This is a genomic window from Pseudodonghicola sp., from assembly GCF_048268305.1.
In the GTDB taxonomy this organism is placed as follows: domain Bacteria; phylum Pseudomonadota; class Alphaproteobacteria; order Rhodobacterales; family Rhodobacteraceae; genus Pseudodonghicola.
On record NZ_JBLWVT010000004.1, the window covers coordinates 95,336 to 118,959 of the forward strand.

Annotated in this window: 22 protein-coding genes; 11 read left to right on the top strand and 11 right to left on the bottom strand. The window is 65.1% G+C overall.

Annotated elements, in window-relative coordinates; translation table 11 throughout:
* Positions 1 to 7 precede the first annotated feature (7 nt).
* Positions 8 to 460 carry a host attachment family protein gene (locus ACN0V4_RS08625; RefSeq protein ID WP_417675057.1) on the bottom strand — a complete coding sequence of 151 codons (453 nt, stop codon included), beginning with the start codon at positions 458 to 460 and terminating at the stop codon, positions 8 to 10.
* Positions 461 to 602: 142 nt separating this feature from the next.
* Here ACN0V4_RS08625 and ACN0V4_RS08630 point away from each other — a divergent pair, with 142 nt between their 5' ends.
* The 10 genes from ACN0V4_RS08630 to ACN0V4_RS08675 all read left to right on the top strand — a co-directional run bounded on the left by ACN0V4_RS08630 (position 603) and on the right by ACN0V4_RS08675 (position 10,883).
* A complete protein-coding gene (locus ACN0V4_RS08630) occupies positions 603 to 1,985 on the top strand; it encodes a trypsin-like peptidase domain-containing protein (protein ID WP_417675058.1) in 1,383 nt (460 codons plus the stop codon).
* Between the two features lie 5 nt (positions 1,986 to 1,990).
* Complete coding sequence (locus ACN0V4_RS08635; protein ID WP_417675059.1) at positions 1,991 to 3,307, top strand: replication-associated recombination protein A; 1,317 nt, start codon at positions 1,991 to 1,993, stop codon at positions 3,305 to 3,307.
* A 42-nt stretch (positions 3,308 to 3,349) separates the two neighbouring features.
* Entirely contained in the window at positions 3,350 to 3,730 is a 381-nt protein-coding gene (crcB, locus tag ACN0V4_RS08640; protein WP_417675060.1) for a fluoride efflux transporter CrcB, read from the top strand.
* A complete protein-coding gene (locus ACN0V4_RS08645; protein WP_417675062.1) occupies positions 3,727 to 4,776 on the top strand; it encodes an RluA family pseudouridine synthase in 1,050 nt (349 codons plus the stop codon). Before crcB ends, ACN0V4_RS08645 begins: the two co-directional genes overlap by 4 nt.
* 2 nt (positions 4,777 to 4,778) lie before the next feature.
* Positions 4,779 to 5,450, top strand: a complete 672-nt coding sequence (locus ACN0V4_RS08650) for an HAD-IA family hydrolase (RefSeq protein WP_417675680.1) — start codon at positions 4,779 to 4,781, stop codon at positions 5,448 to 5,450.
* Complete coding sequence (locus ACN0V4_RS08655) at positions 5,447 to 6,151, top strand: ATP12 family chaperone protein (protein ID WP_417675064.1); 705 nt, start codon at positions 5,447 to 5,449, stop codon at positions 6,149 to 6,151. The genes ACN0V4_RS08650 and ACN0V4_RS08655 overlap by 4 nt, the downstream gene beginning before the upstream one ends.
* A 210-nt stretch (positions 6,152 to 6,361) precedes the next feature.
* Positions 6,362 to 7,378, top strand: coding sequence for an amino acid ABC transporter substrate-binding protein (locus tag ACN0V4_RS08660; protein WP_417675066.1), 1,017 nt, complete (start codon positions 6,362 to 6,364; stop codon positions 7,376 to 7,378).
* A 132-nt stretch (positions 7,379 to 7,510) separates the two neighbouring features.
* Positions 7,511 to 8,779 carry an amino acid ABC transporter permease gene (locus tag ACN0V4_RS08665; protein WP_417675068.1) on the top strand — a complete coding sequence of 423 codons (1,269 nt, stop codon included), beginning with the start codon at positions 7,511 to 7,513 and terminating at the stop codon, positions 8,777 to 8,779.
* Position 8,780: 1 nt separating this feature from the next.
* The gene (locus ACN0V4_RS08670) at positions 8,781 to 10,082 is read left to right on the top strand and encodes an amino acid ABC transporter permease (protein WP_417675070.1); all 1,302 of its coding nucleotides are present in this window, start codon (positions 8,781 to 8,783) and stop codon (positions 10,080 to 10,082) included.
* A gap of 9 nt (positions 10,083 to 10,091) precedes the next feature.
* The gene (locus tag ACN0V4_RS08675) at positions 10,092 to 10,883 is read left to right on the top strand and encodes an amino acid ABC transporter ATP-binding protein (RefSeq protein WP_417675072.1); all 792 of its coding nucleotides are present in this window, start codon (positions 10,092 to 10,094) and stop codon (positions 10,881 to 10,883) included.
* Positions 10,884 to 10,931: 48 nt separating this feature from the next.
* Here ACN0V4_RS08675 and ACN0V4_RS08680 read toward each other — a convergent pair whose 3' ends face one another.
* From ACN0V4_RS08680 to ttcA, 8 genes are all read right to left on the bottom strand, one after another.
* Positions 10,932 to 11,429: a SixA phosphatase family protein gene (locus tag ACN0V4_RS08680; protein ID WP_417675074.1), complete on the bottom strand. Its 498-nt coding sequence runs from the start codon at positions 11,427 to 11,429 to the stop codon at positions 10,932 to 10,934.
* A complete protein-coding gene (locus ACN0V4_RS08685) occupies positions 11,426 to 12,085 on the bottom strand; it encodes a ferredoxin (protein ID WP_417675076.1) in 660 nt (219 codons plus the stop codon). The genes ACN0V4_RS08680 and ACN0V4_RS08685 overlap by 4 nt, the downstream gene beginning before the upstream one ends.
* A gap of 4 nt (positions 12,086 to 12,089) precedes the next feature.
* Positions 12,090 to 12,953: an acetylglutamate kinase gene (gene argB / locus ACN0V4_RS08690; RefSeq protein ID WP_417675078.1), complete on the bottom strand. Its 864-nt coding sequence runs from the start codon at positions 12,951 to 12,953 to the stop codon at positions 12,090 to 12,092.
* 52 nt (positions 12,954 to 13,005) lie between these two features.
* Positions 13,006 to 13,662, bottom strand: a complete 657-nt coding sequence (gene yihA / locus ACN0V4_RS08695; RefSeq protein ID WP_417675080.1) for a ribosome biogenesis GTP-binding protein YihA/YsxC — start codon at positions 13,660 to 13,662, stop codon at positions 13,006 to 13,008.
* A complete protein-coding gene (locus tag ACN0V4_RS08700) occupies positions 13,662 to 14,423 on the bottom strand; it encodes an MOSC domain-containing protein (protein WP_417675082.1) in 762 nt (253 codons plus the stop codon). Before ACN0V4_RS08700 ends, yihA begins: the two co-directional genes overlap by 1 nt.
* Positions 14,420 to 16,234 carry a membrane protein insertase YidC gene (gene yidC, locus ACN0V4_RS08705; RefSeq protein WP_417675084.1) on the bottom strand — a complete coding sequence of 605 codons (1,815 nt, stop codon included), beginning with the start codon at positions 16,232 to 16,234 and terminating at the stop codon, positions 14,420 to 14,422. Before yidC ends, ACN0V4_RS08700 begins: the two co-directional genes overlap by 4 nt.
* Before the next feature lie 119 nt (positions 16,235 to 16,353).
* A complete protein-coding gene (locus tag ACN0V4_RS08710; protein WP_417675086.1) occupies positions 16,354 to 17,901 on the bottom strand; it encodes a putative bifunctional diguanylate cyclase/phosphodiesterase in 1,548 nt (515 codons plus the stop codon).
* 67 nt (positions 17,902 to 17,968) lie between these two features.
* Positions 17,969 to 18,865 carry a tRNA 2-thiocytidine(32) synthetase TtcA gene (ttcA, locus tag ACN0V4_RS08715; RefSeq protein WP_417675088.1) on the bottom strand — a complete coding sequence of 299 codons (897 nt, stop codon included), beginning with the start codon at positions 18,863 to 18,865 and terminating at the stop codon, positions 17,969 to 17,971.
* Positions 18,866 to 18,982: 117 nt separating this feature from the next.
* Between ttcA and ACN0V4_RS08720 the strand changes: the two genes are divergently transcribed.
* Positions 18,983 to 19,573: a LysE family translocator gene (locus ACN0V4_RS08720; RefSeq protein ID WP_417675090.1), complete on the top strand. Its 591-nt coding sequence runs from the start codon at positions 18,983 to 18,985 to the stop codon at positions 19,571 to 19,573.
* 141 nt (positions 19,574 to 19,714) lie between these two features.
* Here ACN0V4_RS08720 and ACN0V4_RS08725 read toward each other — a convergent pair whose 3' ends face one another.
* Positions 19,715 to 21,460 (bottom strand): hydantoinase B/oxoprolinase family protein, encoded by a 1,746-nt coding sequence (locus tag ACN0V4_RS08725; protein WP_417675092.1) that lies wholly within the window; start codon positions 21,458 to 21,460, stop codon positions 19,715 to 19,717.
* The gene (locus ACN0V4_RS08730) at positions 21,457 to 23,532 is read right to left on the bottom strand and encodes a hydantoinase/oxoprolinase family protein (RefSeq protein ID WP_417675094.1); all 2,076 of its coding nucleotides are present in this window, start codon (positions 23,530 to 23,532) and stop codon (positions 21,457 to 21,459) included. Before ACN0V4_RS08730 ends, ACN0V4_RS08725 begins: the two co-directional genes overlap by 4 nt.
* Positions 23,533 to 23,624: the final 92 nt, after the last annotated feature.

The following is a 23,624-nucleotide window of genomic DNA, read 5'->3' on the forward strand; positions in this document are numbered from 1 at the left end:
TCGTATTTCAATCTTCCATCGCGTCGAGCGCGGCCTTCACTTCGGTCTCGATCTTGTCGCGCGAATGGTGGGTCAGGTCCTTGTCGATCTCGGCGATGATCTTGCTTTCCACCTCGGGGTGAAGCTCGTCCCGGATTTCCCCTAGAATCTTCGGTGCCGCCACCAGCACCAGCCGGTGGAAGTCGCCTCGATGCGCATGGGTATAGAGGATCTCCGCCAACTCCTTGGCAAAGCGGTCTCGGGCCAGCTCACGCCAGTCCGTCGCCTCCATCGCGGACATTTGATTGGGGCCCGGATCGGGCATGCGTCCGGGGCGGTCGGAATTTTCCGGCACCTCGGGCTGATCCTCGCGGGCAATGACTTCGAAGTTCGGGTCGCGATGGTCGGTCAGGTTCCGCATCAGCAGCGCCTTTTCGCCATCGGCCACGACGATCCAGGTTCCGTTTGTCAGTTCAGGCATTGCGAGACTCCCTTTCTCGGCTGGGTGGTTCGACTGTAGCCGCTGCGAGGCGTTCAAGAAACCGTCACCAGCAGCAAGGGGGCTGCGGCTTGCAATCGCAGGGCGCGCGGCGCATATCCGAAGCCAATGGAAAGGAGGCCCGATGTTCCGTATTCTCCTGATTGTTCTTGGGCTGTCGATGGCTCAGCCCGTTCTGGCAGAGACCGAGGTGCCGCAGTCGCAGGCCGAAATCTCGCTGGGCTTCGCGCCGCTGGTGAAAGCCGCGGCGCCCGCCGTGGTCAATATCTACGCCAAGATCGTGACCCAGGGCTATGACAGCCCCTTTGCGGGGGATCCGTTCTTTCGCAATTTCTTCCAGGGTTTGGGCACGCCGCGGCAGCGGGTGCAGAATTCGCTCGGCTCCGGGGTGATCCTGTCGCCCGATGGCATCGTGGTGTCGAACTATCACGTGGTCGCCGAGGCGAGCGAAATCCGCGTCGTCACCGCCGACCGCAAGGAATATGACGCCAAGGTGGTGCTGGCCGACAAGGATGCGGATCTCGCGGTGCTGCAACTTCAGGGGGCCAAGGATTTGCCCTATCTGCGGTTGCGCAATTCCGATCGGGTCGAGGTGGGTGAGCTGGTCCTGGCCATCGGCAACCCCTTCGGCGTCGGCCAGACCGTCAGCAGCGGCATCGTCTCCGGCCTGGCGCGCACCGGCGGCGCCGGCGGCAGCGGGCTTGGGTACTTCATCCAGACCGATGCGCCGATCAACCCCGGCAACTCCGGCGGGGCGCTGATCGACGTGAACGGCAATCTCATCGGCATCAACTCCCGCATTCTCACCCGTTCGGGGGGATCGAACGGGATCGGGTTCGCCATTCCGGCCAATCTGGTCGAACAATTCGTCAAGCAGGCCCGCGAGGGCAAGGATACCTTTGAGCGTCCCTGGGCCGGCATGGCCGGCCAGCCGGTCGACGCCGATCTGGCCCATTCGCTGGGGCTCGAGACGCCCGAAGGTATCCTGATTTCCGATCTGCATCCCGACAGCCCCTTTGGCAAGGCGGGGTTCAAGGTGGGCGATGTGATCACCCAGGTCGATGGGTTGCCGGTGAACTCCGCCCCGGAGATGATCTTCCGGATGACCGTCACCGGCATCGGCGAGACGGCGAAATTCACCCGTATCCGCGATGGCGAGGCGACCGATATCGAGGTGCAGATGATCGAGGCGCCGGATTCGCCGGCCTCGGAGCCGATCACGCTGGGCGACAGATCGGTGTTGCCGGGGCTGCGGGTGGCGCGCGCCAATCCGGCGGTGATCTCCCACCTTAACGTGCCGCTCTCGGCGGAAGGCGTTCTGGTCATAGACCCGGGCCCCTATGGCGCGCGGGTGGGCTTGCAGCCGGGCGATGCGATCATCGCCATCAACGATCAGGAGATCACCCGTACCAAGGATGTGCAAAAGGCGCTGACTGACCCCGGTCGCTGGGTGCAGATGGACCTGATGCGGCAGGGCCAAAAGCTGAGCCTGAGGTTCCGGCTGTAACCGTCATGGCGGATCTTTTCGACAGTCCTGACGGGGAGGCTGAACCTGCCGCCCCGAACCGGCCGCTGGCAGATCGCCTGCGGCCGCAGGCGTTGGATCAGGTGATCGGCCAGCAGCACATCCTGGGCCCCGACGGGCCGCTGGGGGCGATGCTGGCGGCGCATTCGTTGTCCTCGCTGATCCTCTGGGGGCCGCCGGGCGTGGGCAAGACCACCATCGCCCGGCTGTTGGCGGAAAAGAGCGATCTGCATTTCGTCCAGATCAGTGCCATCTTCACCGGCGTCGCCGATCTGAAGAAGGTGTTCGAGGCCGCCAAGCTGCACCGACGTGCCGGCAAGGGCACTTTGCTTTTCGTCGACGAAATCCACCGGTTCAACAAGGCGCAGCAGGACGGGTTTCTGCCCTATATGGAGGATGGCACCATCCTGCTGATCGGGGCGACCACGGAAAACCCCTCGTTCGAACTGAACGCGGCGCTTTTGTCCCGTTCGCAGGTGCTGGTGCTGGAGCGGCTCGGCCTTGCCGATCTGGAACGCCTCGCGCAGCGGGCCGAAAAGGAACTGGGTCGGCCGCTGCCGCTCGATGGTCCGGCGCGCGAAGCCCTGCTGGAGATGGCGGATGGCGACGGGCGAACCTTGCTGAACCTGATCGAACAGGCGATGGCCTGGAAGGTGACCGGCAAGCTGAATACCGACCAGCTCGCCACCCGGCTGATGCGGCGGGCGGCGAAATACGACAAGTCGGGCGACGAGCATTACAACCTGATCTCGGCCCTGCACAAATCGGTGCGCGGATCGGATCCGGACGCGGCGCTCTATTGGTTCTCGCGAATGCTCGAGGGGGGGGAAGATCCGCGCTATCTGGCCCGCCGGCTGGTGCGCATGGCGATCGAGGATATCGGCCTGGCCGATCCGCAGGCGCAGACCCATTGCCTGCACGCCTGGGAGATCTATGAGCGCATCGGCTCGCCCGAGGGCGAATTGGCGCTGGCGCAGGCGGTGATCTATCTGGCGCTCGCCCCGAAATCCAACGCCGGCTATGTCGCTTACAAGGCGGCGCGAAAGCTCGCCAAGCAAAGCGGCAGCGCGCCCCCGCCCAAGCATATCCTGAACGCGCCCACCTCGCTGATGAAGGATCAGGGCTATGGCGCCGGCTATGCCTATGATCACGACGCCGAGGACGGGTTTTCCGGGCAGAACTATTTCCCCGAGGACATGCGCCGCCCGGTGATCTATTCCCCGGTCGAGCGCGGTTTTGAGCGGGAGCTGAAGAAACGGCTCGATTTCTTCACCCGGCTCAGGCTGCAGCGGCAGGGAAACTAGGCTGCGCTTGACTCTGATGCGCCCCCGCGCGACAGACCGGCAATGATCTATTCGGTTGCACTTGTGGCGGTGGGGGGCGCGATCGGCGCCTCTTTACGCTATCTGACGGGGCTGGCGGTCACATGGCTGCTGGATCACCCGGCCTTTCCCATGGCGATCCTGACGGTCAATATCCTCGGCTCCTTCATCATGGGGCTTTTCGTGGTGACTGCGGCGCATAAGGGGCTGACCCATCTCAGCCCGCTGGTGGTGACCGGGTTCCTGGGTGGTTTCACCACCTTTTCTTCTTTCTCGCTGGAGACGGTGACGTTGATCGAACGGGGCGACATGGCGCAGGCGGCGCTTTATGTGGGTCTCTCGGTTGGCGTCTCTGTCCTGGCATTGGCCGGCGGCATGATGCTGGCGCGTGGGGTTTTCGCATGAGCAAGGTTCAAACCATCACCGTGGCCGAGGGCGACGGCGACCAGCGGCTTGATCGCTGGATGAAGCGGCAGTTCCCCCATATCAGTCAGGGTCGGATCGAGAAGATGTGCCGCAAGGGCGAGCTGCGGGTCGATGGTGGCCGGGTCAAGGCCTCCACCCGGCTGGAGGTCGGCCAGCAGGTGCGGGTGCCGCCGCTGACCGAGGCCGACCAGAGACCGGCGCCTGCGGTGACGCGGACCCGGGTCAGCGAGGCCGACGCCAAGATGATCCAATCCTGCGTGATTTATCGCGACGACGATATCATCGCGCTGAACAAGCCGCCCGGGCTGGCGGTGCAGGGCGGCTCTGGCATGGCCAAGCATGTGGACGGGCTGAGCGAGGCGTTGCGCTTCGGGCTGGATGAGAATCCGCGGCTGGTGCACCGGCTCGACAAGGATACCTCGGGGGTGTTGCTCCTGGCGCGCCGGCGCGAGGTCGCCACCGCCTTGACCGCGAGCTTCCGCCACCATGATACCCACAAGATCTATTGGGCCGTGGTCGCCGGTGTGCCGACCCCCTATCTGGGCGAGATCAAGGCCGGTCTGGTCAAGGCCGGCGGTCATGGTGCCAAGGGCGAGGGCGAGAAGATGATCGCGGTTCACCCCCGCGAGATCGACAGCACGCCGGGGGCAAAGCGGGCGCATACGCTTTACGCCACGCTCTACCGCGTTGGCAGCCGCGCCGCCTGGGTGGCGCTGGAGCCGCTGACCGGTCGCACCCACCAGCTTCGCGTGCATATGGCCGAGATGGGGCATCCGATCGTGGGGGATGGCAAATACGGCGGCTCGGGCCAAGAAAACCTCGGCGATGGCTGGGGCGCGCAACTGGGTGGCATCATCAGCAAGAAGCTGCACCTGCATGCTCGCAGCCTGACTTTCCAACATCCGGTGACCAAGAAGAAGATGACCATCACCGCCGATCTGCCGGAGCATATGAAACACACCTGGGAGACCTTCGGCTGGACCGAGGATCTGGCCGAGGACGATCCGTTCGAGGCGCTTCGGTGACGCTGCGACTGGCGATTTTCGACGTCGATGGCACCCTGGTCGACAGCCAGGCCGCCATCGTCGGGGCGATGGAGGCGGCCTTTGCCGCTCAGGGCCTGCCGGTGCCATCGCGGGCGGCGATCCTGTCGATCGTGGGCCTGTCGCTGGATCACGCCATGTTGCGGCTGGTGCCCGAGGCCAGCGCCGATACCCGTGCCCGGCTGGTCGACGGCTACAAACAGGCCTATCAGGCCGAGCGGTTGGTGCAGGGGGCGGCCCATTCGCCGCTGTTCCCCGGTGCGCGCGAGGTGCTGGAACAGCTTCATGCCCAACCCGACACGCTGTTGGCGGTGGCCACCGGCAAATCGCGCCGCGGCCTCGATGCGCTGATCGAGGCGCATGGGTTGGAACGCTTCTTCATCTCGCGCCAGGTGGCCGACGATCACCCGTCGAAACCGCACCCCTCGATGATCTTCTCGGCGCTCGCCGACGCGGGGGCCGAAGCCGCCGAGGCGGTGATGATCGGCGATACCAGTTTCGACATGGAAATGGCGCGCGCTGCCGGGGTGGCCGGGCTTGGCGTCGGCTGGGGCTATCACCCGGTGACGGTGCTGGAGCCGGTGGCGCGCCGGGTGGTGCAGCGCTTTGACGATCTGCCCCCGGCACTGGACGCACTTTGGAGGGATCGGACATGAGCGAATGGAAACGCAAACGGTTTTGGGATGAGGCCAGCGTCACGGAACAGGATGGCGGCTTTGCCGTGTTGCTGGACGGGCGGGGGCTGAAAACTCCGGCCAAGGCGGCGCTGATCCTGCCGACCCCCGAGATGGCCGAGGCGGTCGCTGCCGAATGGGCGGCTCAGGAGGGCGAGATCGACCCGGGCAGCATGCCCTTCACCCGCTCGGCCAATGCGGCGATCGACAAGGTGCGCCCGCAACAGGCCGAGGTTGCCGATATGCTGGCCGATTACGGCGACAGCGATCTTCTGTGCTATCGCGCCGATGCGCCGCAGCATCTGGTGGACCGTCAGGCAGAGCATTGGGATCCGGCGCTGGAGTGGGCCGCGGCCGCGCTGGGGGTTCGGTTGGAACCGCGGGTCGGCATCATGCATCAGCCGCAGGAGCCCCAGGGCCAGGCACGGCTTCGGGCGCAGGTCCACGCGCTCGATCCCTTCCAGCTCGCCGCCTTTCACGATCTTGTGAGCTTGACCGGCTCGCTGATCCTTGGCTTCGCTGCGGCGCAGAATTGGCGTGATGCCGATGCGATCTGGCAGATGTCGCGCCTGGACGAGCTGTGGCAGGAAGAGCAGTGGGGCCAGGACGAAGAGGCGCAAGCTGCTGCCGAACTCAAGCGCGGGGCCTTCCTGCACGCCAAGAAATTCTTTGATTTTGCGTGATTGTTCACGGACTGGGCGCGGGTTCTTCAACCGCGGCCCGGTGAGGGGCGCACCCATTCAATTGCTTGATCGTGCCCTTGACGTAGCTTGATGAATCCGCCCACACTTGAGGCCACTGAAGGGGAGTTTCCATTTCGGTAACCGGACCGGCGTGAATTCTGCCGGATAAATCCGCCAACGCAGGTGGCGGAAAATCAGGAAGAGGTGAAAATGAAAAAAACCGTATTTTGGGGTGTGCTTACCGTCGCCGGTCTGGCTGCGGGCGCAGCCGCTGCGGGGACGATGGACGACGTCAAGGCCCGCGGCAAGCTGAACTGCGGCGTCTCGACCGGCCTGGTCGGTTTCTCCGCGCCCGATGCAAACGGGGAATGGGGTGGCTTCGATGTGGCGGTCTGCCGTGCGATCGCTGCCGCCGTGCTGGGCGATCCGACGGCTGTCGAATTCGTGCCCACCACCGGCAAGACCCGTTTCACCGCGCTGGCCTCGGGCGAAATCGACATCCTCGCGCGCAACACCACCTGGACGTTCTCGCGCGATGTCGATCTGAAGTTCGAATTCATCGGCGTGAACTATTATGACGGTCAGGGCTTCATGGTTCCGAAGTCGCTGGGCGTGTCCTCGGCCAAGGAACTGGACGGCGCCACCGTCTGTATCCAGACCGGCACCACCACCGAGCTGAACCTGGCGGATTTCTTCCGCGCCAACAACATCAGCTATGAGCCGGTGCCGATCGAGACCAACGCCGAGGCGCAGCAGCAATATCTGGCCGGCGCCTGTGACGTCTATACCACCGACGCCTCGGGTCTGGCCGCGACCCGTGCCACCTTCGAGAACCCGGGCGATCATGTGATCCTGCCCGAGATCATCTCGAAAGAGCCGCTGGGCCCGCTGGTCCGCCATGGTGACAGCGAATGGGCCGACGTCGCCCGCTGGACCCTGAACGCGCTGATCGCCGCCGAAGAATACGGCATCACCTCGGCCAATATCGAGGAACTGTCGAAGGGCACCAACAACCCGGAAATCAACCGGATGCTGGGCACCGAAGGCACCTTGGGCGAGATGATGGGCCTGGACAAGGAATGGGCCAAGCGCGCCATTTCCGCCGGCGGCAACTATGGCGAAATCTTCGCCAAGACCATCGGCGAAAACACTCCCGTCGGTCTGGCGCGCGGCCTGAACGCGCAGTGGACCAACGGCGGTCTGCTCTATTCGCCGCCGTTCCGGTAAGGCGAACGACCATCAGGGCGCGGGAGCATTCCGCGCCCTTTTGCATTGATGACATAACAGGTCCGGTCATCACGGAGCGGGGATCAACCCCGCCGGAGGAGAAGACCGCGACGCACGGGGATTGCAACGGTCATGACCACTATTACTGACCCGCCGAAACACCAATTTCGGCTGTCCATGCTGCTTTACGATACGCGCTATCGCGCCGCCACGATCCAGGTGGTCGCATTGTTCGTCTTCATGCTTTTGGCAGCATGGCTTATCAACAACACGGCCCATAACCTCGCCGAACTGGGCAAGCCCATCGACTTCGGGTTCTTTGGCGAAGTCGCCAGCTATGACATCAATCAGCGGCTGCTGGACTATACCTCGCAGGATACCCATCTCCGGGCGGCGCTGATCGGGCTCTTGAATACGCTGGTGGTGGCGATTCTGGGCTGCGTGACGGCGACCATCTTGGGTGTCTGCGTCGGGGTGCTGCGGCTGTCGCACAATTGGCTGATCGCCCGTCTGATGACAGTCTATGTCGAGATGTTCCGCAACGTGCCGGTGCTCTTGTGGATCGTCTTCATCATGGCGATCCTGATCGAGATGCTGCCGGCGCCAAGCGCGTTTCGCGGCAGCAACGCCAGCGCCAGCATGATCCTGGGCGATAGCGTCGCGCTGACCAACCGCGGCATCTATGTCCCCGAGGCGCTGTTTTCCCACAGTCTGGGCAATATCCACCTGTTCGGCAGCAGTAGCCTGCGGTTCGACGTCAGCCTCGATCTGGTTGCCTTCCTGATCGTCCTGGCGGCCGGGCTCTGGGCCTCGCATCGGATCAAGCTGCGCGCCGACCGCATTCAGGAGGAGACCGGCGATCGCCCGACCACCTGGTATCTGCGCGCGGGCGTGGTGCTGGTGCCCGTCGTCGCCCTGCTGGCGGCGCTGGGGTTCCATCTGGGGATGCCTGAACTCAAGGGCTTCAACTTTTCGGGCGGCACCCATCTGCGCAACTCCCTGATCGCGCTCTGGCTGGCGCTGTCGCTTTATACCGCCGCTTTCATCGCTGAAATCGTGCGGGCCGGGATCCTGGCGATTTCGAAGGGCCAGACCGAGGCCGCCGCCGCGCTGGGACTGCGTCCTGGCCGGGTGATGCGGCTGGTGATCCTGCCGCAGGCGCTGCGCGTCATCGTGCCGCCGCTGATCTCGCAATACCTCAATCTCACCAAGAACTCGTCGCTGGCGATCGCCGTGGGCTACATGGACATCACCGGCACCCTTGGGGGCATCACCATGAACCAGACCGGACGCGAGCTGGAATGCGTGCTGCTGTTGATGGCGATTTATCTCGTCATCAGCCTGACGATCTCGGGGGTGATGAACTGGTACAATGAATCCGTCAAGCTGAGGGAGCGCTGAGATGAGCAAGCAACTCGCCTATGTCCGCACCGAAATGCTTCCACAACTGCCGCCTCCCTCCACCTCGGTGGGCGCGATCGGCTGGGCCAGGGCAAACCTGTTCTCAAGCTGGCTGAATGCAATCCTCAGCATCCTGTCGGCTGCGGTGATCCTCTTGATCCTGGCGGAGAGCCTGCCTTGGATCATATCGCCGACCTGGAGCGGCACCTCGCTGAATCAATGCCGCGAGATACTGGCCGCTGTCGATCATGGCGGCGGCGCCTGTTGGGGGGTGATCCGGGAACGCTGGGTGCAGCTCCTGTTCGGCTTCTACCCGCCGGAACTCTATTGGCGGCCGATCCTGGCCTTCGTCTTTCTGGGGGTGGCGCTGGCGCCGATCCTGTTTTCCGACAAGGTGCCGGCGAAACTTCTGTGGTTCTCGGCGGCCTATCCCTTCATCTTCCCCTGGCTTCTGTGGGGCGGGATGATCTGGGGGCCGATCTCGGCCGCCATGGGTCTGGTGCTGGGGTTCATTGCCTATCGTCTGGTCGCCGCATCCTTCGGCAGCCTGCCGGGGGTGATCGCCGGTGTCGTCATGACGCTGCTGTGGTGGCTGGTGCTGTCACATAATGCGACCGGCGCGCTCGACAGCATCCTGCCGATCGGACTGGAGCCGGTCGAAAGCCGCAGGTTCGGTGGCTTCATGCTGTCGATCACCATCGGCATCGTCGCCATCGCCTGTTCGCTGCCGCTGGGCATCCTGTTGGCGTTGGGGCGGCGGTCAGATCTGATGATCGTCAAATACCTCTGCGTCGGTTTCATCGAGTTCATCCGCGGCGTGCCGCTGATCACCCTGCTGTTCGTGGCTTCGACGCTGCTGAACATCTTCATGCCGCCGGGGACCAATTTCGACATCATCCTGCGGGTGCTGATCATGGTCACGCTCTTCGCGTCGGCCTATATGGCCGAGGTGATCCGCGGCGGCCTGGCGGCGCTGCCCAAGGGGCAGTACGAGGGCGCCGATTCGCTCGGCCTCGATTACTGGCAGGCGCAACGGCTGGTGATCTTGCCGCAGGCGCTGAAGATCTCGATCCCCGGGATCGTGTCGACCTTCATCGGGGTGTTCAAGGACACCACGCTGGTGTCGATCATCGGTCTGCTTGATCCGCTTGGCCTGTCGAACGCGATCCGCGCCAATGCCGACTGGAACGGCATCGTGTGGGAGCTTTACGGCTTCATCGCGCTGATCTTCTTCATCTTCTGCTTCGGCATGTCCCGGTATTCCATGTATCTGGAGCGCAAGCTTCAGACCGGCCACAGGTAAGGAAACGCAATGTCTGAACTTGCTATCGACCGTGAAATCAACCGCTCGAAGATGACCGTCTCGGACGAGATCGCGGTCGAAATCCTGAATATGAACAAGTGGTACGGAACGTTCCACGTGCTGCGCGACATCAACCTGACGGTGAACTCAGGCGAACGCATCGTCATCGCCGGCCCTTCGGGGTCGGGGAAATCGACGCTGATCCGCTGTATCAACCGGCTGGAGGAACACCAGTCCGGCAAGATCATCGTCGACGGGACCGAGCTGACCAGCGATCTGAAGAATATCGACAAGATCCGCTCGGACGTCGGCATGTGCTTTCAGCACTTCAACCTGTTCCCGCATCTGACCATTCTGGAAAACTGCACGCTGGCGCCAATCTGGGTTCGCAAGATCCCCCGGAAGGAGGCGATCGCCACCGCGATGCACTTCCTGGAGAAGGTGAAGATCCCCGATCAGGCCAACAAGTACCCCGGGCAGTTGTCGGGTGGTCAGCAGCAGCGGGTGGCGATCGCCCGGTCGCTGTGCATGCGGCCGCGCATCATGCTGTTCGACGAGCCGACCTCGGCGCTTGATCCCGAGATGATCAAGGAGGTGCTCGACACCATGATCGAGCTCGCGGAAGAGGGGATGACCATGCTCTGCGTCACTCACGAGATGGGCTTTGCCCGCCAGGTGGCGAACCGGGTGATCTTCATGGATCAGGGGCAGATCGTCGAACAGAACGAACCGGAAGAGTTCTTCAACAACCCGCAGAGCGAACGGACCAAGCTGTTTCTCAGCCAGATTCTGGGCCACTGAGGGGCTTTGGATGACGAGGGAAGGGCCGGGCCTTGTGCCCGGCCTTTTTCATGCCTCGATCAGGTCGCGCGGCACGATGAAATCCACCGCCTCGCCGCCGCGCCAGGCGATGCGAGACCAGTCGTCGACATCGAAATCCGCCACCAGCGTGGCACCGGTGGGGTAATCGTCGAACTTCGGGTGCTCTGGCGGGTCTCCCAAAATCTCGGCGGCGAACTGGCCGATGCCGGGATTATGGCCCAGAAGCAGCACGGTTTCGCCCTTGGCCTGCGACAGCACCCGCAGGATCTGGTTGGCGGTGACCAGATACAGATGATCGGTCACCTCGGGGGGGATATCGAAGCCCATCCGCTTGTAGGTCTCTTGCGTCCGGCGGGCGGAGGAGGTCAGCACCTGATCGGGCATATAGCCCTTCTGGCGCAACCAGTGGCCCAGGGCTTCGGCCGAGCGTTTGCCGCGTTTGTTCAGCGGGCGCTCGGGATCGGAAAGCTCGGGTTTGTCCCAGGCGGATTTGGCGTGGCGGGTCAGGATCAGGCGGCGGGTCATCGGTGAAAAGACCTCATGTGGTGGGCGGATTGCGCCGGGCGCCGTTCGGCGCCCTGGCTGACCGGACAGGCGCGGCGCACCGCGCACCCTTCCATCATACAGGATTTTCCCGCGTTGGACTCCAGAAAGACGTGACATCTTGGCACATCATAGGGGTGCCCCGCGCCCAGGGCCCCGACCGGGCAGGCCGAAAGACAGGGTTTTTCAAGGCAGTCGTCGCAGGGGGAGGGGGCCATTGGCAGGGGAAAGGCGATGGTTTCCGCGAAATGCAGCGCCCCGCGATAAGAGATCATCATGCCGACCCGGTCATGCACCAACATGCCGGTAGGGCTGGAAAAGGCGCGGCCGGATTTCAGCGCCCAGTCGATGAAGGGGGCGTAAGGTGGCCCGCCGAACGGATAATGGGCGCGGGCGCCAAAGCCTGCGGCCAGCCCGCCCACCACCCGGGTCGACCAGCGGTCGATCGGGTCGGGGACGCCGTCGACCGATTCGGGCGCGGCGGTGAACGTGTCCCAAAAGCCCGGTCCGGCGCCCAGCAGGATCAACGTGCCGCCCTCGATCCCCTTGGCATCGGAGGCGGCGACGTCGAGCGCCCCCATGACGATCAGCCCCGCCGCCTCGGCAGCCTGGCGGATCGCCTCATAGCGGGCGCTCATGGTGTCAGCCCTTGCGGATCAATGATCCCGCGCCATGTTCGGTGAAGAGTTCCAAAAGCACGGCATTGGGCGCGCGGCCGTCCAGGATCACCACCGCCCGCACGCCGCCTTCGATGGCATCCAGCGCGGTTTCGGTCTTTGGGATCATGCCGCCGGCGATCACGCCCTCTTCGGTCATCTGGATGATCTGGGCCGCGGTCAGTTCGGTCAATACCTCGCCCGCGGCGTTCTTTACGCCCGACACATCGGTCAGCAGCAGCAGCCGGTCGGCCTTCAACGCGGCGGCGATGGCGCCGGCGGCGGTGTCGCCGTTGACGTTGAAGGTCTCGCCATTGCGGCCGGCGCCGATCGGGGCGATCACCGGGATGATGTCATGCGCGAAGAGATCGCGCAGGATGGAGGGGTTCATGTCGGCGGGGGTGCCGACGAACCCCAGCGCCGGATCGGTCTGATCGCAGATCATCAGGTTGGCATCCTTGCCCGACAGGCCCACGGCCATGCCGCCCTGCCGGTTCACCGCCTGCACGATCCGCTTGTTGACGAGACCGGAAAGCACCATCTCGACCACTTCGACGGTCAGCTTGTCGGTCACCCGCTTGCCGTTGACGAATTCCGACTTGGCGCCCAGCTTGTCCAGCATGGCGTTGATCATCGGGCCGCCGCCATGGACGATCACCGGGTTCACGCCCACCTGGCGCATCAGCACCACATCGCGGGCAAAGCTTTCCATCGCCTCGTCGCTGCCCATGGCGTGACCGCCCAGCTTGATCACGACGATGGCGTCGTCATAGCGCTGCAGATAGGGCAGCGCGCTCGACAAAGTGGCGGCAGTGGCAATCCAGTCGCGGTTCATGTCCTGAGTCTTCATCGATTGTGTCCGTTTCGGAGCGGGTTCTCATGTTTTGCGCTTTTGGCGCAAGTTATTCCTCGGTCAGCCCGGCGATGATGGCGCGCAGGCTGGCGATGCCATCGCCCTTCTCGCTCGAGGTCAGCACGATCTCGGGATAGGCGGCGGGGTGTTTCGCCAATGCGCCGCGCACCTGGGTCAGCACCTTGTCGCGATCCGCCGCCTTCACCTTATCGGTCTTGGTCAGCACGCATTGGAAGGTCACGGCCGCGCTGTCGAGCAGTTTCATGATCTCGTCATCGACGGCTTTCACCCCGTGGCGCGCGTCGATCAGCACGAAGGCGCGGCGCAGGGTCTGGCGGCCGGAGAGATACTGTTTCAGCAGCTTTTGCCATTTCTCCACCACCGCCAGCGGCGCGTTGGCATAGCCATAGCCGGGCAGGTCGACCAGATAGAGGCCGGGGCCTTGGGCGAAGAAGTTGATCTCTTGCGTGCGGCCCGGGGTATTCGACGCGCGCGCCAGCCCCTTGGTTCCGGTCAACGCATTGATCAGAGAGGATTTGCCGACGTTCGAGCGGCCGGCAAAGCAGATCTCGACCCGGTCGGCGGGGGGCAGGCCGGACATGGCGACCACGCCCTTGACGAATTCCGAAGGACCGGCAAACAGCAGGCGGCCCTTTTCGGCGGTCGGCGCATCAGGCTCTTCAGCCGGGGGAAAGGGCAGTTGCATCAGTTCATAACCTCGATTTGGCAGCCTTCGGTCAGGGTGCCGCCGCGGGTGACCCGGGCATAGACGCCACAGATCTGGTGCCCCCAGCCGGTTTTCAATGCGCCAAGCGTATCGGCGTCGCGAATCCCCGTCACGGGGTTGGCGGTGGTGGCCATGCAGCGGGTGATCGGTTCGATCACCTCCAGTTCGATCTCGCCCAGGCGCAGGGTCTTGCCCGGCCAGTCCAGCTCGGCCCAGGGCGCCAGGCCGTCGAACAGCAGGTTGCCGCGCCACCTGAGCGGTGAGAGCGCCTGACCGAGCTCCGCCTCGACAGCGGCATGGGTGGCGAGGCTGATCAGCGAGATCGAGGGGAAATCGGTATCCGTCATCGCCTGATCCGGCGCGCGCACCAGTCGGGCGGGCTGCGGACGGTCGGGGTTGGTGACGGGGCCGGCCCAAGCGACGAAGCGCGCTGCGTCCTGGGGATCGGTCGGGTCGATGGTGATCGCGGGCCGCTCCGGATGGGTCAGGGTGATCTGCCCGGTCGCCTCATCCACCCGCGCTTCGATCGCCATCAGCGATGGCGATCCTGCGGCACGGGTGAAGTTGCGGCAGGGGGCCCAGGCGGGGGCGGCTTCATCAAAGCGCGCCGCGTCATGGGCGACCGCCCAGGCCCTGTCCCAGGGCAGGGCGGCGCCTGCGGTCAGATCGACCCGCGCCAACCGCTCGCGCCCGTGGGCCTTGATCGGATGGCGCCAGATTTCCCTGACCGTTGCCGTCACTTCTTGTCCTCGGGCGGGGCCTTTTTGAACGTCTGCTTGATGTTGCCGAAGACGTCCGGCTTATAGCCCTGCATCCGCATGATCAGATACTGCTGGGTGAAGGTGATCGTGTTGTTGGTGATCCAGTAGACCACCAGCCCGCTGGCAAAGCCGCCCAGCATGAACATGAAGACCCAAGGCATCCAGGCGAAGATCATCTTCTGCGTCGGATCGGTCGGCGCCGGGTTCAGCTTTTGTTGCAGGAACATCGAAATCCCCAGCAGCAGCGGCAGGATGCCGATCAGCACCGTGGCCAGCAGGGTTCCCGGCACCGGCCCGGCCCAGGGGGCCCAGCCGAAGAAGTTCATGATCGAGGTGGGATCGGGCGCGCTCAGGTCCTGGAACGGGCCGAACCAGGCGGCGTGGCGCAACTCCATCGTGACCGAGATCACCTTGTAGAGCGAGAAGAAGATCGGGATCTGCAGCAGGATCGGCAGACAGCCGGCGGCCGGGTTCACCTTTTCCTTCTTGTAAAGCTCCATCATGCCCTGTTGCAGCTTCTGGCGGTCGTCGCCGGCGGCTTCCTTCAGCGCTTCCATCTGCGGCTGCAGTTCCTTCATCTTCGCCATCGAGACGTAGGATTTGAATGCCAGCGGGAACAGGATCGCTTTCAGGATCAGGGTCAGGGCGATGATCGACCAGCCCATGTTGCCGATCAGCTTGTGGATATTGTGCAGCAGCCAGAAGATCGGCTTGGTCAGGAAGAAGAACCAGCCCCAGTCGATCGAATCAATAAAGCGGTCGATGCCGGCGCGCTCATAGGCGCGGATGGTTTCCCATTCCTTGGCGCCGGCGAACAGACGGGTGGTGACGGTGGTCGATTGCCCGTCGCTGAGCGTCTCGGTCGGCAGCACCGCCTCGGTCTGATAGATGTCGCGGCGCTCGTCGTATTTCGCCACTTGCTTGAAGGCGCTGCCGCTGGAGGGGATCAGCGTGGTCATCCAATAGTGGTCGGTGAAACCGATCCAGCCGTCTTTCTCCACCTGCTTGACCTCGGCCCGGGCGCCTTCGCGCTCCTGGAAGTCGAAGTCCTTCATCTTCTTGTATTTGGTTTCCGACAGCGTGCCGTCGGTCATTTCGATCACACCCTCATGCACGACCGAGAAGCCCTTGGGGCCGACCGGCAGGCCGTGGCGCGCCAGCACCCCATAGGGGGCAAGGCCGACGGTGCCGCCGCTGGCATTCTCGACCGACTGGGTGACGGTGAACATGTAATTGTCGTCGATCGAGATTTCGCGCTTGAACGTCAGGCCCTTGCCGTTGTCCCAGCCGAGGGTGACCGGCTTGCCGACGCCCAGCGTGTCGCCGGCGAGCAGGCTCCACTGCGTGTTGGGGCCCGGCACGTCGTCCAGCGTCAGACCGGCGCCGGGCGCCCAGCCATAAAGCGCGTAATAGGCGTCTGAGGCGCCGACCGGGTGCAGCATCTGCACGATGGGCGAGGTCGGATCGACGGTGTCGTGGTAATCCTTCAGCGCCAGCTCATCCATCCGCCCGCCGAGCAGCGAGATGCTGCCGGACAGCCGCGGGGTGTCGATCCTGAGCCGCGGCGCATCGGCCACCTCGGGTGCGGTCGAGGTCTCTGCCGCGGCAGAGGCCGGGGCGTCGGGCGTGGCGGGCAGGCTGCCCGTGGTGTTGCCGGTATCGGTCTGGGCGACCTGCGGCGCGTTCGGATCCACGGTCTTGTCCTCTGGCGGGAAAAAGAAGAACCACCCGAGGATCACCAGGAAGCTAAGCGCCGTTGCGAGGATGAGGTTCTTGTTCTGATCGTCCATCGGGGACCGCCACCTTGTGCTGCCTATGCTATGACAGGGTGGGTTCAACAGAGTAGCGCCCCAAAGGTCAAGCGATTTCCGGGGCGCAACCCGGGCCGGATGGACCCGGGCGGGAAGGATCAGCCGGTTTCGCGGCCGATCCGCGGCGCATCGCGCAGTTTCGCGCGATGGGCGGCAATCCAGTCGAGCGTCTGTTCGAAGGGCATCGGCCGGCCGATGCCGAAGCCCTGTACGTGATCGCAGCCGAGCTGGGCCAGCAGCGCGTGTTCCCCCACCGTCTCGACGCCTTCGGCCAGGGTCTCGATCTCCAGCCGTTCGGCCATCGTCAGGATCGCGGCGATCATGCGTTGCTGTTCCGGGTCGCGGTCCGCCTTCATCACGAAGGAGCGGTCGATCTTGATCCGCGATACCGCAAAGCGGCGGATCGAGGAGAAAGAGGCGTGACCGGTGCCGAAATCGTCCAGGTCGATTCTGCAGCCCAGCTTGGCGAGCCCGGCGATATTATGGGCGATGGTGTCGTCGGGGTCGGTGCTGACCACCGATTCCAGGATTTCCACCGACAGCCGGTCCGGCGTCAGGTCGAAGCGGTCAAGCTCCCAGCGGATGCGCTCGACCAGCCCGGGATTGCGCAGCTCCTCGGGCGAGAAGTTGACGCCGACCTGCGGCACCTCGACCCCGGCGCTGTCCCAGGCCTTGAGCGCGGTCAGCGCGTGATAGAGGATCACCTGACCCAGCCGTTCCATCAGCCCGGCCTCTTCCAGCGCCGGCAGGAAATTGTCGGGCGGCAGCATGCCATGCACCGGATGCACCCAGCGCGCCAGGGCCTCGAAACCGGTGATCAGCCCGGTATTGGTGGAAATCTGCGGCTGGTACCAGGGTTGGATCTGACCGTTTTCCAGTGCAAAGGCGGCCTCTTCGCGCAGATCGTTGCGCGCCTGCGACCGGCGGTGGGTGTCGCTGGTATAGACCCGGATGCCCGACGGCCCGCTGCGCTGCGCTTCGGCCAGGGCCTCGCTTGCCGCCTCGAGCCAGGCGGAGGCATCGCTGCCCGGCGCGCGGCGGCGCATGCACAGCCCGACCGAGGCGGTCATGTAGATCGTGCTGGCGTCGAGCGAGATCGGATCCTCCACCGCGCTCTGCATGCGGCCGGCAAGCTGGATGCAGAGTTCCAGATCCAGCATCCGCACCGGGGTCAGGCAGACGGCGAAGCGGCTGTCGCCGATCCGGGCGACGATATCGTCGCTGCGCAGCGCGGCGCAGATGCGTTCGCCGGTGCTCTGCGCCACGCGGTCGGCGGCGGCCATGCCGTGGCGTTCGCTCAGTTCCTTATACTCATCCAGTTCCAGCACGAAACAGGCCGAGCGCAGGCCAGAGCGCTTGGTATCGGCATAGACACGGGCCAGCGCCGCCTCGAATCCCTCGCGCAGCATCAGCCCGGTGACCCCGTCGCGCGGCAGCGCCGGGGCGCGGGCCCGCTCGTCGAAGGCCCCGACGAAGGCGAAGAGCAGCGGCAGTCCGAGCGATACGATGACCAGTGCAGCCTCTCCCCACAGCCAGAAGACCCCGAGGGTGAGCGCCGGCAGGAAGGCCAGGATCGGCGGCCCCATCAGGATCGGCAGGATCCTGTTGCGCAGCCGGGTCATGGGGCTGGATTTGGGCAGTTGCATCACGGGGCCTTTCACCTTTGCGTCAGTTCGCGCAAGATGACCCTAACCCGATGTTCTGACTGGGATGTTAACGCAGACGCGGAATTTTGTCGTCTTCGTCGTTGCCGGGGGTCCCCATGCCCCGCGTCAGCCCGGCGAAGTCGAACAGCTTCGGATCCAGCATGTGCGAGGGGCGGATATTGGTCAGCGCCCGGAACATCACCTGCCGCCGGCCGGGAGAGTTTTTCTCCCAATTATCAAGAATTTGCTTGACCTGCTGGCGCTGCAGCCCGTCCTGCGATCCGCATAGGTCGCAAGGGATGATGGGATAGTTCATCGCCCGGGCGAATTTCTCGCAATCCTCCTCGGCGACATGGGCCAGGGGACGGTAAACGAAAAGATCGCCTTCTTCATTTACCAGTTTCGGCGGCATGGTCGCGAGGCGGCCACCGTGGAACAGATTCATGAAGAATGTTTCCAGGATATCGTCGCGGTGATGCCCCAGCACCACCGCCGAACAGCCCTCTTCCCGGGCGATTCGATAGAGGTTGCCGCGCCGCAGCCGCGAACAGAGCGCGCAATAGGTGCGCCCGGCCGGCACCTTGTCCATCACAATCGAATAGGTGTCCTGATATTCGATCCGGTGCGGCACCCCCATGCGTTCCAGAAACTCCGGCAGCACGGTGGCGGGAAAGCCCGGCTGGCCCTGATCCAGGTTGCAGGCCAGAAGATCGACCGGCAGCAGGCCGCGCCACTTCAGCTCGTAGAGCACGGCGAGCAGGGTATAGCTGTCCTTGCCACCCGACAGGCACACCAGCCAGCGCGCCGGCTTGGCATCCTTGTCATGGGCGTCGGTTTCGATCATCCCATAGTGTTCGATCGCTTCGCGCGTGGCTCGCACGATGCGTTTGCGCAGCTTTTTGAACTCGGTGGTCGAGGGCGCACCGTGAAACAGCGGATGGATATCGTCGGACTCGTCAAGCATGGGTCGGCTTTAGTTGAATCCATCGGTTCGGGCAAGCGGCGGCAATGCGCAGGAACCGGGTCGCGGGGCGGTGCTGTCCGGGGCGATGAAGGGGCCACCGATGTTTGGGAGCCCGCCATGCCTGATCTGACCCTGCCGCTGCTCGCCTTCCTGTTCCCGCTGGCCTACAGCCCGGGGCCGGGCAACATGATCTTCGCCGCCACCGGCGCGCGGTTTGGCCTGATCGCCACCGCCCCGGCGAGCCTTGGCTATCACCTCGCCACCTGGATCGTCACCGCCGCCCTGGGCTTCGGTTTCGCCACTGCTCTGGCGCAGGCGCCGCTCATGTTCTCGCTGCTGAAATGGGCCGGCGCCGCCTATGTGCTCTGGCTGGCACTCGGCCTCTGGCGCGCGGGGGCGGTGGCGCAGGGGGCGCGGGCCCGGCCGATGGGCGCGCGCGACGGCGCGGTGCTCCTGCTTCTGAATCCCAAGGCCTATGTGATCATCGTGCTGATGTTCAGCCAATTCCTCGGCCCCGCGACCGGGCCCGCCGGCGTGCTCTGGATCACCACGGTCTTCACCCTGAACAACACGCTGGCCTTCGCGGTCTGGAGCCTGATCGGCGATCGGCTGGCGATCCACTTCCGCGATCCGCAGCAGGCGCGTCGGCTCAATCGCGCCCTGGGCGCGCTCCTCGCCGCAGTGGCGCTCTGGATGGCGCTGGGCTGAGGTAAAGCGCGCGCCTTTGCCTTCTCTTCGTCCCAAATACGGCCGCCGGAGGCTCCCACCCGCAGCGGGGGCGCCGCGGTTCGACAGGTCATCCCCCCGTAGCCCCAAAGCCTCTTTCCCGACCCGTGGAGGTGGGCGATGTCAGCCCGCTCCTTGGCGCAGCCGCGCCGTTTCCGCCTCATCCACCTGCGGCGGGGTGCCGGTCACCGCCACGCCGAACAGATGCGCCGCCTGTTTCGCGGTATAGCGGCCCATCTCGACGTCGTAGCGCACCGCCTCGGTGGGCCGTGCGAAGGGGTCGCCATAGCCGCCACCGCCCGGGGTGCGCACATGCACCCGGTCTCCGGGGCCCAGCGGGATGTCCTGATCCTTGGACAGATGCGGCGGGACATAGGCCTCGCCGCCGCGCCAGACGGTGACATGGTTGACCGCCCCGTCACCGCCGCCAAGCGCGCCCTGCGGCCCGGTCCGCCCATGATCCATCACGAAGCTCGCCCGCGCCTCGCCGCGCCGCAACTCCACCTCGTAATCGAGACCGAAGCCGCCGCGATGGAACCCGGCGCCGCCCGATCCCTCGTGCAGCGCATAGCGATGATACAGCACCGGATAGGCCTGCTCCATGATCTCGATCGGCGGCGCCTTGGAGATGCCGATGGTGGAGCAGCCGTTCGACAGCCCGTCGTGATCGGCATTGCCGCCATAGCCGCCCCCCGAAATCTGATACATCACGTAATCCCGCCCGCGCGCCGGATCGTGGCCGCCGAGCGCGAAATTGCCGCTGGTGCCCGCCGGCGCCGCCGTCACCCGGTCGGGCAACGGGCCCACCAGCGCGGCGAACACCGCCTCGGCGATCCGCTGCGACACCTCCGCCGCGCAGCCCGACACCGGTCGGGGGTATTGCGCATCAAGGAAGGTGCCCTCGATCCCCGTCACCTCCAGCGGTTCAAACGCCCCGGCGCTCATCGGCACCTCGGGGAAGATATGGCGGATCGCCAGATAGACGGCGCTGAGCGTGGTGGCGCGGACCGAGTTCATTGGCCCGGCGCAGGGGGCGCTGGAGCCGGTGAAGTCGAAGACCAGACGGCCCTCTGCCTTCGTTACCGTCAGCCGGATCGCCAGCGGCTGGTTCACCACCCCGTCGCTGTCGATCCAGGCGGTGGCCTGGTAGGTCCCTTCCGGAATATCGGCGATGAAGGCGCGCATCTGGGTGGCGGCGCGGCGGCGGAGTTCCTCGATCGCCTCGCTCACGGTGTCGTCGCCATAGCGGTCGAGGAGCGCGTTCAGCCGCTCCTCCCCCACCAGCAGGGCGGCGGCCTGCGCCTTGACGTCGCCGATCCGCTGGTCGGCCACCCGGATGTTGGAACAGATGATGGCATAGATTTCCTGATCCAACTCGCCCTGCTTGAACAACCGCACCGGCGGCAGCCGCAGCCCCTCCTGCTCCACCGCGGTGGCGGAGGCGGAAAAGCCGCCGGGGACCGAGCCGCCGGTATCGGGCCAATGCCCGGTATTCGACAGCCAGCAATAGAGCGCGCCGCCCCGATAGAACGGCATGGCAAAGCGCACGTCCATCAGATGGGTGCCGCCCAGATAGGGGTCGTTGACGATATAGATATCGCCGGGCGAGGGTCCCGGCGTCACCCCGCGGCGGATGCGGTCGATCAGCTGCCGGGTCGAATCCTGCATGGTGCCGACGAAGACCGGCAATCCCTGGCTTCCTTGCGCGATCAGCGCGCCATCCTCGGCGGCATAGATACCGTCCGAGCGGTCGTTGGCCTCGGCGATCACCGGCGAGAAGGCGGCGCGGGAGAAACTCAAGTCCATCTCGTCGCAGACCTGTTGCAGCCCGGCCTGGATGACCGAAAGGGTGACGGGATCGAGGCTCATGCCGCACCTCCGATTTCGACGATGATATTGCCGTCGGCGTCGCCGGTGGCGCGGTCGCCCGGTTCGATCAGCAAAGTGGTGTCCATCTGCTGGACGATGGCGGGGCCGGTGATCTCGAACCGCTCGGGCAGGTGATCGCGCCAATAGACCGGCGTATCGTGCCAGCCGCCGCCGGCGCCCGCGTCGGCGAACCAGACCGGGCGGCGCGACATCTGGGCCTGGTCCAGCGTCGCCTTGCGTTCTGCCGGGTTGATCAGCGACGACAGGTCCAGTTCGGCCCGTGCTCCGATGACCGAACAATTGGCGTTCACCAGATTGGCGCGGATATCGTCCAGCGCGACGCGGAAGCGTTTGTAATAGGCGGCCTCGAACAGCTCTCTCAGCGTCTCGACCGCCACATCCGGGCGGTCGAGCGGAACCCGCAGCAGATGGGTCTGGCCCTGGAACTGCATGTCGACGCTGTAAAGCCGGCGGATCCCCCGGATTTCGATATTCTCCTTGCCGATCAGCGCCTCGCCCTCTGCCGTCTGGCGGGCGAAGACCTGCGCCAGATGGCCGGGGTCGAGCGTATCGAGCGGACGGTTGACCGTGGTGACGAAATCATGGCGCAGGTCGGCCACCACGCAGCCCAAAGCATTGGTGATGCCGGGGCGGGCCGGGACCAGCACGCGGGGGATCGACAGCTCCCGCGCCAGCGCCGTGGCATGGAGCGGCCCGGCACCGCCAAAGGCAAACAGCGCGAAGTCGCGCGGATCGGCGCCGAGCGAGACCGACACCATGCGGATGGCGCCGGCCATCTTGGTATTGGCGACCCGGATCACCGCGGCGGCGGCCTCGGTCGCCTCCAATCCTAGGGGCGCGCCCAGATCGCGGGCGAAGATCTCGCGCACATGGTCGATGGAAACGCCGCCCTCCACCGCGTTCAGCCCGGCGGGATCGAGCCGGCCCAACAGCAGGTTGGCATCGGAAATCGTCGGCCTTTCGCCGCCGCGGCCATAGCAGATCGGCCCGGGCCGGGCGCCGGCGCTTTCCGGCCCGACCTCCAAAAGCCCGGCCGGGTTCACCCGCGCGATGGAGCCGCCGCCGGCCCCCACCGTGCGCACATCGACCATCGGCACATGGATCGGCATGGCATATTCGATCTCGATCTCGTTCGACACCGTGGGCTCCGCCCCCCGGATCAGCGCCACGTCGGTCGAGGTGCCGCCCATGTCATAGGTGATCAGGTTCTCATGCCCCGACCGCCGCCCGGTATAGGCCGCCGCCATCACGCCCGAGGCGGGGCCGGACATCACCGTCTTGGCGGCTTCCAGCGCCACACGTCTGGCCGAGACCATGCCGCCGTTGCCGTTCATCACCAGCACTTCGCCCGTATAGCCGCCCGCGGCCAGATGGTCGGTGAGCCGGCGGATATAGCGGTCGAGCAGCGGCTGGACCGAGGCGTTGACCGCCGCCGTCACCCCGCGTTCGAACTCGCGGCTTTCCGACAGCAGCGCATGGCCCAGGGTGATGTGATCGTTGGGCCAGATCGCGCGCAGGATTTCCGCCGCGCGCAGCTCGTGGGCGGGGTTGGCATAGGCGTGCAGGAAATGGATCACCAGCGCCTCGCAGCCCTGATCCAGCAGCGCCTGACCGGCGGCGCGCAGCCCGGCCTCGTCCAGCGGCACCAGCACGTGGCCTGCGGCATCCATCCGCTCGGCCACTTCCAGCCGCAGGTTGCGGGGGATCAGCGGTTTGAAATCCCCCTTCATCCCGTAGGCCTGCGGTCGGGTGCGGCGGCCCAGTTCCAGCACGTCGCGAAAGCCGGCGGTGGTGATCAACCCGGTCTTCGACAGCTTGCGTTCCAGCACCGCGTTGGTGGTGGTGGTGGTGCCATGCACGATCAGGTCGAGCGCGGCCAGATCCGATCCAGCCTCGCGCAAGGCGGTCAGCACCCCATGGGCCTGATTGTCCAGCGTGCTCGCCACCTTGGCCAGCCGCACCCGGCCGCTGCCGGGGTCAAGCTCGATCAGATCGGTGAAAGTGCCGCCGACATCGACGCCGACAACCGCGCCCGGGGTCTTCTCAGCCATGCCCATCCGCTCACACTATATATATTGTTCGTACACAAATGATCTGCGCAAGCGGGTGGTCCTGTCAACGATGGTGATCCTCTGGTGCCGAA

Excerpts from the sequence above, each read along its gene's own strand:
- ACN0V4_RS08625 (WP_417675057.1), bottom strand. The coding sequence starts at position 460 with ATGCCTGAACTGACAAACGGAACCTGGATCGTCGTGGCCGATGGCGAA.
- ACN0V4_RS08630 (WP_417675058.1), top strand. The coding sequence starts at position 603 with ATGTTCCGTATTCTCCTGATTGTTCTTGGGCTGTCGATGGCTCAGCCC.
- ACN0V4_RS08635 (WP_417675059.1), top strand. The coding sequence starts at position 1,991 with ATGGCGGATCTTTTCGACAGTCCTGACGGGGAGGCTGAACCTGCCGCC.
- crcB (WP_417675060.1), top strand. The coding sequence starts at position 3,350 with ATGATCTATTCGGTTGCACTTGTGGCGGTGGGGGGCGCGATCGGCGCC.
- ACN0V4_RS08645 (WP_417675062.1), top strand. The coding sequence starts at position 3,727 with ATGAGCAAGGTTCAAACCATCACCGTGGCCGAGGGCGACGGCGACCAG.
- ACN0V4_RS08655 (WP_417675064.1), top strand. The coding sequence starts at position 5,447 with ATGAGCGAATGGAAACGCAAACGGTTTTGGGATGAGGCCAGCGTCACG.
- ACN0V4_RS08660 (WP_417675066.1), top strand. The coding sequence starts at position 6,362 with ATGAAAAAAACCGTATTTTGGGGTGTGCTTACCGTCGCCGGTCTGGCT.
- ACN0V4_RS08665 (WP_417675068.1), top strand. The coding sequence starts at position 7,511 with ATGACCACTATTACTGACCCGCCGAAACACCAATTTCGGCTGTCCATG.
- ACN0V4_RS08670 (WP_417675070.1), top strand. The coding sequence starts at position 8,781 with ATGAGCAAGCAACTCGCCTATGTCCGCACCGAAATGCTTCCACAACTG.
- ACN0V4_RS08675 (WP_417675072.1), top strand. The coding sequence starts at position 10,092 with ATGTCTGAACTTGCTATCGACCGTGAAATCAACCGCTCGAAGATGACC.
- ACN0V4_RS08680 (WP_417675074.1), bottom strand. The coding sequence starts at position 11,429 with ATGACCCGCCGCCTGATCCTGACCCGCCACGCCAAATCCGCCTGGGAC.
- ACN0V4_RS08685 (WP_417675076.1), bottom strand. The coding sequence starts at position 12,085 with ATGAGCGCCCGCTATGAGGCGATCCGCCAGGCTGCCGAGGCGGCGGGG.
- argB (WP_417675078.1), bottom strand. The coding sequence starts at position 12,953 with ATGAAGACTCAGGACATGAACCGCGACTGGATTGCCACTGCCGCCACT.
- yihA (WP_417675080.1), bottom strand. The coding sequence starts at position 13,662 with ATGCAACTGCCCTTTCCCCCGGCTGAAGAGCCTGATGCGCCGACCGCC.
- yidC (WP_417675084.1), bottom strand. The coding sequence starts at position 16,234 with ATGGACGATCAGAACAAGAACCTCATCCTCGCAACGGCGCTTAGCTTC.
- ACN0V4_RS08710 (WP_417675086.1), bottom strand. The coding sequence starts at position 17,901 with ATGCAACTGCCCAAATCCAGCCCCATGACCCGGCTGCGCAACAGGATC.
- ttcA (WP_417675088.1), bottom strand. The coding sequence starts at position 18,865 with ATGCTTGACGAGTCCGACGATATCCATCCGCTGTTTCACGGTGCGCCC.
- ACN0V4_RS08720 (WP_417675090.1), top strand. The coding sequence starts at position 18,983 with ATGCCTGATCTGACCCTGCCGCTGCTCGCCTTCCTGTTCCCGCTGGCC.
- ACN0V4_RS08725 (WP_417675092.1), bottom strand. The coding sequence starts at position 21,460 with ATGAGCCTCGATCCCGTCACCCTTTCGGTCATCCAGGCCGGGCTGCAA.
- ACN0V4_RS08730 (WP_417675094.1), bottom strand. The coding sequence starts at position 23,532 with ATGGCTGAGAAGACCCCGGGCGCGGTTGTCGGCGTCGATGTCGGCGGC.